Annotated in this window: 11 protein-coding genes and 4 pseudogenes; 4 read left to right on the top strand and 11 right to left on the bottom strand. The window is 54.9% G+C overall.

All coding sequences use genetic code 11. The annotated features are described in order from the left end of the window. Positions 1 to 58: 58 nt before the first annotated feature. Positions 59 to 334, bottom strand: a complete 276-nt coding sequence (locus tag HHJ19_RS00200; protein ID WP_296903022.1) for a hypothetical protein — start codon at positions 332 to 334, stop codon at positions 59 to 61. A 181-nt stretch (positions 335 to 515) separates the two neighbouring features. Between HHJ19_RS00200 and HHJ19_RS17965 the strand changes: the two genes are divergently transcribed. Next, on the top strand, positions 516 to 626 hold the full coding sequence (locus HHJ19_RS17965; RefSeq protein WP_366929366.1) for an IS3 family transposase: 111 nt from the start codon (positions 516 to 518) through the stop codon (positions 624 to 626). 600 nt (positions 627 to 1,226) lie between these two features. Then, complete coding sequence (locus HHJ19_RS00195; RefSeq protein ID WP_296903020.1) at positions 1,227 to 1,877, top strand: hypothetical protein; 651 nt, start codon at positions 1,227 to 1,229, stop codon at positions 1,875 to 1,877. 118 nt (positions 1,878 to 1,995) lie between these two features. Here the strand turns inward: HHJ19_RS00195 and HHJ19_RS00190 are convergent, their stop codons facing one another. From HHJ19_RS00190 to HHJ19_RS00160, 7 genes and pseudogenes are all read right to left on the bottom strand, one after another. Further along, complete coding sequence (locus HHJ19_RS00190; RefSeq protein ID WP_296903019.1) at positions 1,996 to 2,574, bottom strand: cysteine peptidase family C39 domain-containing protein; 579 nt, start codon at positions 2,572 to 2,574, stop codon at positions 1,996 to 1,998. Between the two features lie 134 nt (positions 2,575 to 2,708). Further along, positions 2,709 to 3,911, bottom strand: a complete 1,203-nt coding sequence (locus HHJ19_RS00185) for a hypothetical protein (protein ID WP_296903018.1) — start codon at positions 3,909 to 3,911, stop codon at positions 2,709 to 2,711. Between the two features lie 108 nt (positions 3,912 to 4,019). Further along, positions 4,020 to 4,664, bottom strand: coding sequence for a hypothetical protein (locus HHJ19_RS00180; RefSeq protein WP_296903016.1), 645 nt, complete (start codon positions 4,662 to 4,664; stop codon positions 4,020 to 4,022). 333 nt (positions 4,665 to 4,997) lie between these two features. Next, positions 4,998 to 5,531, bottom strand: a pseudogene (locus HHJ19_RS00175) (DNA/RNA non-specific endonuclease); the annotation flags it as partial. Positions 5,532 to 5,967: 436 nt separating this feature from the next. Continuing rightward, positions 5,968 to 7,280: pseudogene (locus HHJ19_RS00170) on the bottom strand (Y-family DNA polymerase). Positions 7,281 to 7,312: 32 nt separating this feature from the next. Next, the gene (gene cho, locus HHJ19_RS00165; protein ID WP_296903014.1) at positions 7,313 to 8,170 is read right to left on the bottom strand and encodes an excinuclease Cho; all 858 of its coding nucleotides are present in this window, start codon (positions 8,168 to 8,170) and stop codon (positions 7,313 to 7,315) included. 3 nt (positions 8,171 to 8,173) lie between these two features. Further along, positions 8,174 to 8,617, bottom strand: a complete 444-nt coding sequence (locus tag HHJ19_RS00160; protein ID WP_296903013.1) for a LexA family transcriptional regulator — start codon at positions 8,615 to 8,617, stop codon at positions 8,174 to 8,176. A gap of 116 nt (positions 8,618 to 8,733) precedes the next feature. Here HHJ19_RS00160 and HHJ19_RS00155 point away from each other — a divergent pair. Beyond that, positions 8,734 to 9,096, top strand: a pseudogene (locus HHJ19_RS00155) (integrase core domain-containing protein); the annotation flags it as partial. Positions 9,097 to 9,282: 186 nt separating this feature from the next. Here the strand turns inward: HHJ19_RS00155 and HHJ19_RS00150 are convergent. The 3 genes and pseudogenes from HHJ19_RS00150 to HHJ19_RS00140 form a co-directional block, all read right to left on the bottom strand. Next, the gene (locus HHJ19_RS00150; RefSeq protein ID WP_296903024.1) at positions 9,283 to 9,366 is read right to left on the bottom strand and encodes a transposase DNA-binding-containing protein; all 84 of its coding nucleotides are present in this window, start codon (positions 9,364 to 9,366) and stop codon (positions 9,283 to 9,285) included. Positions 9,367 to 9,415: 49 nt separating this feature from the next. Then, positions 9,416 to 9,466 (bottom strand): annotated as a pseudogene (locus HHJ19_RS00145) (hypothetical protein); the annotation flags it as partial. A 61-nt stretch (positions 9,467 to 9,527) separates the two neighbouring features. Next, a complete protein-coding gene (locus tag HHJ19_RS00140) occupies positions 9,528 to 10,295 on the bottom strand; it encodes an RraA family protein (RefSeq protein ID WP_296903011.1) in 768 nt (255 codons plus the stop codon). A 412-nt stretch (positions 10,296 to 10,707) separates the two neighbouring features. Between HHJ19_RS00140 and HHJ19_RS00135 the strand changes: the two genes are divergently transcribed. After that, a partial coding sequence (locus tag HHJ19_RS00135) for an aconitase family protein (RefSeq protein ID WP_296903010.1) occupies positions 10,708 to 11,259 on the top strand: 552 nt, incomplete at its 3' end.

Raw genomic sequence — 11,259 nt, 5'->3', positions numbered from 1 at the left:
ATGGCGGCAAGCAATATCGCGGCGACTTTGGTAACTGGATTCATCATTGCTCCCCGTCTTAAATTTCGTTGACTACTCCGACAACCTGCTTTTGCGTTTTGTCCAGAAAACTGCCGGGCATCGGCTTGAGCGCGCTCGATATAGCGAGCGGCACTTGAACTACGTGGCCGGCCGTCCGCACTGATTGACGCAACAGCTTGAGCGCACATTCAAAATCGTCTTCGCGCTGCTGTGCGGCGGTGCGCGATATTGCAAGGCGCATCTGACGTGCTGCAACTGATTCGGGGTGAGCCAGCCCGCGCGCTAAGTCTTGGCTCCAGGTGCTGATGGGCATAGATACTCCATAAAAATAGGCGTAAAAAAGCCCGAGTGAACGGGCTGGGTCGCACTTCCTTCAGTGCTGATCTTCTATGAACGCATTTTGTAATACGTTCAAATGAATGGGCTAGGAATGATCTAGCGGCATCGTGTTGGCGAGAGCGTAGAACTTAATCTGCGGGTTTGGCATCCATGACGTGGCTGACTACATCGTCAACTTCTACAACGCCGTGCGATTGCACTCCAAACTGGGCAACTTGTCACCCAATGCCTTCGAGCATAAATCGGCAACTCAACCCACCTATTAATGTGTCCGAAATAACTTGACCGCCACACAGTCTTTGCCAGTCATAGGCCGCTTTACCTACTTTTCGGTCAATCTCTGACAGATCCGGGATTCTTCGGGCCATTCCTGCGCATGCTCTAGTGCAGTAGAGTGGGCCGTTAGCCGCTGCCGATCTATTCACCGCTCCGGGTGCGCGTTCAAACTTTGCGCCCCATTGAGCGCAAACACATTTCATTGTTTTCTCCTTGTTAAAACCGCAGCCCTGCACGTAAAGCTCTGGTTTGCCGACTGTTTCCAATCGGCTGGCACTGGCATATCCCGGCAGGCCGGTTCCAGCTAGAGTCACACAAGCCGCTAATCCCACGCGGGAGCGGCTTGATTTCCATGCTTGTTTGTCTTGGCGCATGGGCCTCAGTTGTCTCTCACCCCGACAATCCGGGTCCGCTGCTAAGCACCAGGTCACGCTTTGCTGTGCCGGTGTCGCTACGCGGGAAGTGTGAAAGTGAACTGAGAAAGGCGGGCCGGGATCGATTCCGACTGTGGGCAGCCATTCGGGTCTCGGACCATCCCACCGGCATGCAGTCCAAGGCGCGCCGCCTGCATCCCCTACCTGTCTAACGATGTGCAGCGCACGCGCATGAAGGTGGCGCTGGAAGACGTTCCAAGCACCAACAGCTACCGCGGCCAGCAGCTCAATGCGCTGTCCGAAGCAGTCAAGAGCCTGCCGCCCGAATACCAGGCGGTGGTCCTGCCGTTCATGGCCAGCCTGATGGACATTCCCTTCAAGAAGGAGTTGGTCGACGCCATTCGCGGCGTGGCTGGCGGCGGGACGCAGACACCCGAGCAGATCAAGGCGCAGGTCGAGCAGGCGCTCAAGGACGCTGGGCACGACCTGAAATCGCGTGAACTGGACATCAAGGAGCGGCTGGGCGAAGCGCAGGTGGAGAAGATGATGCGCGAAGCCGTGAATATCGGCGTGCAGAGTGCTTTCAGTGCCATGCAGGCGGGGGCCCAGGTCGCGCAGATGCCCATGATCGCGCCGATCGCCGACAAAGTGATGCAGAGCGCTGGCTACCAGCGACCGAATCCTGGCGGCATTGACCCCAACTATCCGATGCCTGCGCAAACGGCAGGTATGAACATCCCGGCTCAGGCGGCCGAAGCGGGCGCGGTGCCTGCCGTGCAGCAAAACACGTCGCCTGAGTTTCCGCCTATTCCGCAGCAAGCTGGCACGGATATGACGGGAATTGAGACGTCGACCATAGCTGACTGAATGGGCTATTGGATCGCAGCATGCGGCATCCGCAAAAGCCACATTGGTCAGCCAGCACTTATCTGATCAGTTTTAAAAGGCATTGCGGATACAACTTGTACCTCTACAAATATCAGCATCATTTTGTTTGCTGCGCAATTAAAAGCAATTCAATGGCCGTTAACCGCAAATTCACTTCAGGAATGGCTTTGTCAAGTTTTAAAGAATTGACGATTCTTGGATTTTCCTGTGTGGCAATCTTCTCAGCTACCAGCACAACGCCCTTACCATTTTTCGTCCATGCTTTTATAAAACGGCTCTGGCTCCAGACTACATTTCCAAAATAGGGGTCTGCCAGATGAATTTTTCCATACCCATCCACCCCGCGTAATACTGAAAAATGTTCTGAATCTTCCTCATGTAAAAAAATAACAGCAGGGTTTTTCAGACTACTCAATACTTCAAAAGATATCATGAACGCGTTAGCTGCAAAGCCTGCCCGCTCGGCTTCTTTTTTGAGGTCGAGCAAAGAGAATCCTTGGCGTTTTACATACCTGAGCGTCAGATCGTCAGCACCGATATCGGTTAGCAAATGCTCAAGCACGTCAGATTCTGATACTGGTGTTCCCAAAGAGGTCATCAGTGTTGCCAGTGCAGCGGGGCCGCAAGTGTAATCGAGAGACTGATTCACAACCCCTGCATATTTGAGGTCCTTCATTGACCTTGCAGCTGGTTTGAGGGTCAACGTTCCTAACTGAAAGTCTGCTGCTGCCGTGTCGGTACTTTTAAGCAAAGATACGCATACGACAAGACAAAGTGCAAAAGTGCAAATACAGCGGGGGACCATGGCATTTAAAACGAATACTGGTAGCCCAAGCCGAAGCTTTGATTCGCACTGAATGATGCAAGAGGGAAATTTAAATTCAGGTAGACAACGGAACTCTTGCCTACCACCAGCGTAGCGCTTGGACTGATGGAGCTGCTGTATCTGAGTTGCTGCAATCCGTCATAGTATGCTCTATCCGTGGCGTACGTGAGGTTGTAAGACGCACTGAGAGTGAGTTGGTCATTTACAGCCAATGCACCACCGGCGCCAAGTGTCATCGACAGCGATGAAGGCACCTCAAAACCACCAGATTGTCGAGCCTGATCATATCGCATGCCAACCGAGCCAAACAGGGTGGCGGGGTCATAGTCTTTCGTGAGAGTTAGCGTGGACTTATAGGTTGTAGGCGAATATGAAGTCTTGGGCTGAATACTGGCCGAGAGGATGGTTCTTGGGGATCCATTCGATTTAAATATTGGTAATTCATAGTTAAAACCAAGTGTCAACGATCGGCTTGATGCATTGGACTCTTCAGGTACGACTGACAGGGTGTCCTCTACTCTACGAAAGCTTCTGCCACCCCCGGCACTTGCAAAAGCACTGAAAGTATCCGTCAGCGCTCGAGTGACGGTCAATCCAGCACTGTTCGTTCTTGTAAGGTCGGAACCCAGCCCAAGCCCAGGTACTGTCTGGTCGACAGATGAAAATCCATAGTTGAAAGCAACAGTGGTCGAGCGAGCGGGCTTCAGAACAGGAATATCCGATCGGATCAGCCGGCCTTCTTTTAATGCTGGTTCAATGCCTTGCGTTTTATCTTCAAGTGGAGAGCCTTGTGTTGTAGGCTCGTTTCCTTTGCCTCTAACCTCTTGAGCTTCATTATTACTCAAGGGCCTGAGTTCGGACATTGCCACCAAGGGTAAGTTTTTGGGTCTTTGCGCTGCTAAATTCACATCGACATGTTGGGACGGTCCTTCTTTGAGCCAGCTCAGCAACGCGGAACGGTTACATCTTATTTGGCTAAGCGTTCCGATTGATCTACAGGGAAAACTTTGAGTTCCCATCAGCAATTCAAAACTCTTTAGTTCTATTCTTAGGAGATCTGCAGCCTCTTGTGCAGTGATTACCTCGGAAACTACTGCCGCAGCGTTGTGGCTAAAGAAGAACGCGATGAGAATAAGGTCTACTTGTAAAAATGGAATAATCCAAGCGCATATTCTTTTTGTCATCATCAACCAAATCCAGATCTATATTTGACCTTGCGGTGCAAATATAGAGATCAATCTTAAACTCCATCAACAAGTGATGTCAGAGAGCCTGAGAAAATGCAAATTGCCGTTCTATCTACGCCCCGGGTGAAGGGCCGCGTTCTGGGCAGCGCGGAAAGTTTCATTTGCGCATCGGTCGGGTACGTAATTCGGGTGATCTGTAACTCCCTGTTGAGCGTCAGCCACTATTTTTTTAATTTCATATGTCCACAAAGCAGCCTGGGCACCACGCACGGCGACTTCTGTGGCAGCAATAACCCCGATTGTCTGTCTGGCACTAAGGCCCTGGGCTGCGGAAAGCCTTGTGGCGCTCGCTTCTGCCGCGACAGATACCAGGTGAGTGACGAATGTTAATCCCATACCAGAGGCGCAGGTGGCTGCATTGTTAGCACCTCCACAAAAATAGCCCACACTCCCAAGTACAGCGGTGATGGCCTTTGCGGGATAGGCATAGTGGCCTATGTTTGCATCATTTTGCACTGTTAACGTTACCCTTACATATTCATGGGCAGCGATATCAATCGCAGTTTCAACTCGGTGCTCGACATCCCATGGCAAGCGTCCTGCATATGTTCGTTGTTCTTGCTCGCTCATTGGCTGACTTATGGCCGAAAGGGTAGTTAAGTCTGAAGCCTCCGAGGCCAAAGCGAATGCAGCCTGACTGATGGTCAGCGCTGCTGCCCCCAATATGGCCAATGTAAACTTTTGAGCTTTCATTTGTTACCTTTAGAACTTTCGTTGCACATGAATCACTGACCAGAACTCGTGAACATTTTTTTATAAACGCTCCGAAGTTTTAGTGTAATTTTTGTTACATAAGATGTCAACTTAAGGAAAACCATGGTATCGGTATGGGCATAGATTCATGATCTGGGGTGAAAGTAGGCTGTCCCAGCGCTCTTGGTGCGCACGCTCAAGGGCCAAGCGCTCAGCGTTGTATGTGGAACATCCCGGCCAGGGCTTCCACCGTCGCCTCCTGCACGCACTACACGGCCCCTATGCGCTCTGTGCACTTGGGCCGGTTCGGCGGGCAGTGTGCGAAGTCGCAGATACTCGCACCTGACCCGGACCAATGCTCTGGCTTCGGGCGATGCCAGACACAAAAGCAGGCCCGGTAATGACATAAACGTTGCCAGTCGCTCGTGCCGCATATTTTCGTGTCGCCATCTCGACCGACTTCGCCCAGACGCCCCGGTTATGTTCTGGCGCTTGAGGCACCATGTTTGCCAGTGAAAAACTCTGGGCCATCGCCTGCGCGGTCGGCATATCGCCAGCCGGAGCCATGTGACCTCGATCAAAACCGCTGTCCTTCTAGTCATCCAGGGTGGCCCGTTAGGCCGAGCGAAGCCTTGCTTCGGGGAAAAACCTGTTGGTGCGCTTTTCATTGGCATCGGCTATGGATGCCTTGTTGAGCCTTTCCGCGACAAACACGGCGGTTTTGCTTTCACCCGAGTGCTGGATGGCAAAGGCGTCGCAGCACAGTGCACGGTCAGTGGGCCGATGGCTAACCAGGGGTGGATTGCGGTTGGCAAAAAACTGAGAGCAGGCCGAGAAATCAGGGGCAGTGTTACCACGGCGCGCCACAGTCTCTGACGAATTCTCCTGGTCAGTGGTAGTGGTGGTGGCTGACGCAGCTGCGCGCTGGCGCAGCGCTGTACTCAAGTCCTTGGCAAATCTCTCCAGGCTGATTTCAGCGGATTGCACCCGCTGTGCGGGGAGGTCGGTGCAGGAATGGCAGGACAGGCCAAGCACCAGGGCAAGCAGGGTGTAGATCAGGTGGGTTTTGTTCCGGGTGCGAGAGCGCGGGAAAGTTTTCTTTTTTTTTCATCTAGTGGGGGGAGGGCACGAGTTTGACTGAAGCAATGCTTTTGTTGACCGGAATTTGCGAGGTAGCACGCTGAGGTGCCGCATTATGCAGGAGAAAGAATATGCCATGCTGAGCGGCGTCACCAGCGAGCTGAAAGCGCTGATTTAGGGCGATATTACTGACCGGTTCCAGCGGATTTGGACCTGATCCGCCTCACGCCCGGACGATAGGCATATCCGCCCAACAGGTTGTGTAGCCCGGCGTCTTGCGTTCCTGTTTCATGCCCCATATCCGTCGATCCCCGGCCAGCCCCGCGCTGGCCAGCAAGAGGGAGCCGCGCGCATAGCGCTTGTTCACGGCATCGAGCGCATGCATCAGCCGGGGGCCTTCGGCTTCACGCAGCCAGGCCGCGTCATCCTCCAGTGTTAATTCATACTGCTCAAAATTGGCATCGCTCAGGGCCAGGAGCATTACCCCCGCCGTGGCATAGCGGTAGCCCGGCTGATAGATGCTGGCAAGACCCATCAGTGCTGCCTGGCAGATAGCCCGGCTGTCATCGGTCGGACGGCGCAGCGGAACCACCGTGGAACGGGAATACTGTTTGTCTTGCTGACGGAAAGGACTGGTCCTGATGAAGACCAGCACTTGGCCTGCGTGGATGTTCTGCTTTCGCAGCTTCTCCGAGGCCCGGCTGGCGAACTCGGTGATGGCTTCATTCAGATCCGCCAGATCAGTCACGGGATGACCAAATGAGCGGGTGCAGGCAATTTCCTGTTTGGGAGCGGGCTGGTCATCGAATCCGAGACAGGGGGTTCCCTGCAGTTCCCGCACGGTGCGCTCCAGCACCACGGACCAGCGCCGCTTCACGGTCGCCGGGTCCAGTTTCACCAGGTCGAGGATAGTCTTGACGCCCGCTTCCTGAAGCTGCGCGCCAATGCGCCGCCCGACACCCCAGACTTCGTTCACTTCAGTGCCGGCCAGCAAGGCATGGAGTTCTGTCTGGTTGAGTTCCCCCAGATTGCAGACCTGAGCATGGCAAGCGGGTAGCTGCCGGGCTTGCGCTCGGCGGTCTTTGCGATATGGTTGGCCAGCTTGGCCAGGGTCTTCGTGGGTCCGATACCGATGCCGCAAGGAATGCCGACCCATTGCAGAATGCGGGCGCGGATTTTGTGGCTGCGCTCTACCAGGTCGCCACGGACACCCCTCAGGTCAATGAAGGATTCATCAATACAATAAATTTCTTGCCCCGGTCCCAGACCGGCGGCCAAGCTCATCATGCGGTCGCTGAGGTCCCCAGACAGGGCAAAGTTGGCCGACAGAGCCACCAGTCCCTCGCTGTCCGCAAGCTGCTTGATCTGAAACCAGGGGGCGCCCATCTTTACCCCTAAGGCCTTGGCTTCATTGGACCGGGCAATGGCGCAGCCGTCGTTGTTTGACAGCACGATGACCGGCCGGCCGTTGAGGCTGGGGCGGAACACCCGCTCGCAGCTCACATAGAAGTTATTTCCATCGACCAAGGCGTACATGGCTTTCTGTCTCTCCTTGCCAATTCACCTGCTCAAAGCAGGATGATCTCGGCACTGCCGCTCAGAATCGGCTTGCACAGGATCTTGTAGCCATCTGCATCAAAACCCGACGCCACCACGTCAAGCTCTATCGCCCTGGCCTGATCCCTGACGCTGCCGAGGTAGCACCAATTGCGGATCACATGGATCTGGCAGTCGCCCTCATTCCGCTCGATCAGGCCAATGGCCCCTGGGTAAGGCCAGCAGGCCACACGTAAGCCATCCAGACTGGTGAACAGGCGGCTGCGATGAGCATCCTGGCTTTCATCGCCCCGGCAGACCCCGCCGCACAGATGGATCATGGCGCGAAAACAGGCGCGGCCCGGCTTGAACTTTTCTAGTCCCAGGGCGCCGTAGCACAGTTGGTTCAAGTCGGCGAGATTGCGCAACTCTTCAAGCGCGGAATGCCGGCTGCTGAACAGGCCGTACAGAGACGGCTCGGTTGCAAAGTTGATATCGTTGGAGTAGACCACTTCGGGTAGCCCGTTTTGAACACGCAGGGAACATAGTTGCTGGCTGCGCCTCAGTTTCTGGTTCAGCAAGGGTTGCTGCTGCTTGATCAGGTTGGCTTCGAGCAGGAGCGCGCCAATCTCACCCGCAGTGCAGATGTGGGTGATCCTGCGGGTTTGGCGCAGTAGGCTGGTTTCGTCGGGATTTCGCAGGTGCGACAGAACCCGACTGCGCAGGTTGACACTTTTGCCAATGTAGAGCGGCCGATCGCCTTCCTCGCCATGAAAGACGTAGACCCCAGGTGCGGACGGCAGATCGACGATAGCGTCCCGCAGGTGGGCGGGGTAGTCATAGTGCCGAGCCTGCTCAAACTCGGGACGGCGTCGGGCAGGGATATGCATGGATCAGGTCCGTAACTGTTTTATAGCGGCGACCACAACGCCCCAGATTTCAACGGTCTGACCATCCCTGGGACTGATGTCGGCAAAGGTCGGGTTGGCCGCTTTGAGTTTCATGCGTCCTGCCCGCTGCCACAGCGTCTTGCAGACGAACTCGCCATCGACCACGGCAACGACCACATGACCTGAGCGCGGATTGATGGCCCGGTCCACGAGGACCACGTCATTGTCGAAGATCCCGGCATCTTTCATGGATTCGCCGCGCACGCGCAGCAGGAAAGTGGCCTGCGGGTGCTTGATCAGTTGCTCCATCAGGTCTAGCCGCTTGACGGCATGGTCTTCCGCTGGCGACGGAAAGCCCGCTGCCACCCGGCACGGCAGGGCGTTAACCCAGACAGGAGCATGCGCCAGCAGGATGGGGATGGCGAGATCTAGAGTGACGAGTGACATGAAAATACAAAGACTGTTGTTTTATCCAGTATAAATTGTTGGCTGTTGCTGTTGACCTTTGGCCATGGCCAGATCGAAAGTCCTGTAATGCCTTGTTTTTAAGCAGTCACCCGTCTGTTGACCGGGCGGCTACGTTTCGTGGCTACCCAAAAGTGGTCCGGACCGACAACGGACCGGAATTCACTTTCAGGGCATTTATGACCTGGACACAAAAGCACAGCATCAAACACATCCTGGTCGAGCCTGGCAGCCCCACGCAAAACGCCTACATCGAAAGCCCCAACGGAACCTTCCGCGATGAGTGTCTGGATGAGAAGTGGTTTGAATCGTTGGAGCAGGCCCGCCAGGCCATTGCCACGTGAAGAATCGATTACAACGAAACCAGACCCCACAGCAGTTGTGGTCGTATACCGCCTGCAACGTTCGCCGCTTTGAATCGCCAGGTTAACTGGCGATTCAAAGCAAAACGGCAAGATTGATACAGGGATCAGTTAATCTTGCAAACTTCGGAGTTCTGGAATTTAAATTGGTACGGGGATTGGGGCCCCCCGTGTCGGACTAGTTGCCGCCTCTGACTTTCCGCGGGTTGTCCGTACCGGAGCGACATTTCATGCACAGAAAACCTCATTCACATCACGCCCCTGAATTCAAAGATCAGGCACTGCTCAAAGGACCACCTCGTTGCCGAAGAATCGGTACGCAGCCATGGTTGCGGCCCAGTCCCCACAGGCTTGTGGCGCGCTCGCCATGGGTTGAGCGCTTCAGGCACTCCACCAGCCGAATAGCTCTTTTGTTGCGCCGCACATCATCCAACTCTATCGTTTCGAATTCTGTGCCTGCCCAGCCCATCGTTTTCCTTCCCCTTTTTGCTAGGGAGGGATTTTGCTAAAGTTGTGTATAACGAAATGGGCTAAAGAGGCAAGCCCTTATCGCGCAGTACAGCGTCGAACCGTTCGGGGTCTGCTGTGCCTCGTTCATTGTCAGCGCGGATCAGCGCCTCTTTGTCAAGGTGAGCGCGCGCCTTGGGAAGCAGGCCAGCGACATCGGCGGCAGGCACCGCAATGACACCATCCGCATCGCCAAGTATCAGGTCGCCCGGCTGCACGGCCAGACCTGCACAGGCGATCGTGATGTTAATTTCACCGGGGCCTACTTTGCTCGGACCGCGATGGGTATGGCCGCGTGCGAAAATCGCGATGCCGTCTTCGGCCCACTCGACCAAATCGCGTATTGCTCCGTCAATCACGAACCCGCCCAGTTGACGCGCCAAGGCGGTCGTGCGCATCAGGCCGCCGACCAAGGCCTGCGTCAAGTCACCGCCGCCGTCGATAACGATCACGTCGCCGGGCTTAGCCATCAGCATGGCCTTGTGGATCATCAAGTTATCGCCGGGGCGCACGCGCACAGTTATTGCCGGCCCACAAAGCACGGTTTTGATATCGCTGTTGTAACAGCGAAGACCCATAGCGCCGATGCTTCGGCCCATGCAGTCGCCTGCAACTGCCACAGGTATCTCGCGAAAGGCTGCAACATCGTCGGGGGCAATATGGCTGATGCGGGGATTGATGCGGTAGCCAGCGGGCCATTCTGTAGAAATTTTTACTGTCATCGGATATTCATTAATTGTGAAGATTTGGCGAACATCGACATCACGCGCTGGCGCTCTGGCGGTGTTCATGTTGGGTGCAATGCACGCAATGCGCCCAACGACGTTAGCAGAACGATGGCGCCGAAATAAGAGTTAACTTACTGAATAAATATGATAAATATTCATCTTTATTTCGAATCATCAAGACTCCACCCAGCGTCATGTCGTCACTGCTTCGGGCTGCAGGTCTGCTCGAAATTTACTTTGGCGTGAAATTGACGACGTAATGCAAGTCGTCATTCGACTACGGGTATTCCCTAAAACAATTCGTCAAATAAAAGAATATTTTTCATGCATTTGAATGCATTTAAATCACTTTTTATTTTTTCCATAGGCTTTCATAATCGCTTTTCCGATGTTAAAAAACGATACTTCCAAGCCCGCGAACACAAATGCGCTGCAAGATCACCCCCTTCAGGAAAGCGCCTTGAGAGGCCGCACTTTGTCTGAGAAGATACTGTCGCGCGCCGCTGGCCGACCCTTGCGCGCTGGCGAGCTCGCAATTTGTTCGCCAGACGTGGCCATGGGCACGGACGGCTCCATTCCCATGGCCTTGGACTACCTTGAACGCATGCGTCCGGGCAACGCAGCACCGCGTCATCCTGACCGCCTTGTTTTCGCGCTGGATCACTATGGGAGCAGCTCTGGCGCCAAGGCTCAAGCCTTGCAGGCGCGGGCACGCGCCTATGCGCTCGCTTACGGCGTGAGGGTCTTTGATGAGGCCGAGGGTATTGGCCATCAGCTGATTCTGGAAACAGGTGCTGCACGCCCCGGGCTTTTGCTCGTTGGCGCAGACTCGCACAGTACTTCTTACGGCGCTGTCAATGCGTTTGCCACAGGTATTGGCTCTTCGGATCTTGCCGGTGTGCTGATGTGCGGCCAGTTATGGCTCAAGGTGCCTGAAACGGTCAAAGTAGTGCTGTATGGGCGCTTGCGCATGTCGGCCTCCGCAAAGGATGTCGCGCTGTGGCTGGCTCGCAAATATGGCGCGGAG

It is taken from the genome of Polaromonas sp. (genome assembly GCF_012927415.1).
In the GTDB taxonomy this organism is placed as follows: Bacteria; Pseudomonadota; Gammaproteobacteria; order Burkholderiales; family Burkholderiaceae_C; genus Polaromonas.
This window is presented reverse-complemented; position numbering and strand designations above follow the sequence as displayed.

Excerpts from the sequence above, each read along its gene's own strand:
- HHJ19_RS00200 (WP_296903022.1), bottom strand. The coding sequence starts at position 334 with ATGCCCATCAGCACCTGGAGCCAAGACTTAGCGCGCGGGCTGGCTCAC.
- HHJ19_RS00190 (WP_296903019.1), bottom strand. The coding sequence starts at position 2,574 with ATGAAGGACCTCAAATATGCAGGGGTTGTGAATCAGTCTCTCGATTAC.
- HHJ19_RS00185 (WP_296903018.1), bottom strand. The coding sequence starts at position 3,911 with ATGATGACAAAAAGAATATGCGCTTGGATTATTCCATTTTTACAAGTA.
- HHJ19_RS00180 (WP_296903016.1), bottom strand. The coding sequence starts at position 4,664 with ATGAAAGCTCAAAAGTTTACATTGGCCATATTGGGGGCAGCAGCGCTG.
- cho (WP_296903014.1), bottom strand. The coding sequence starts at position 8,170 with ATGCATATCCCTGCCCGACGCCGTCCCGAGTTTGAGCAGGCTCGGCAC.
- HHJ19_RS00160 (WP_296903013.1), bottom strand. The coding sequence starts at position 8,617 with ATGTCACTCGTCACTCTAGATCTCGCCATCCCCATCCTGCTGGCGCAT.
- HHJ19_RS00150 (WP_296903024.1), bottom strand. The coding sequence starts at position 9,366 with ATGGCGAGCGCGCCACAAGCCTGTGGGGACTGGGCCGCAACCATGGCT.
- HHJ19_RS00140 (WP_296903011.1), bottom strand. The coding sequence starts at position 10,295 with ATGAACACCGCCAGAGCGCCAGCGCGTGATGTCGATGTTCGCCAAATC.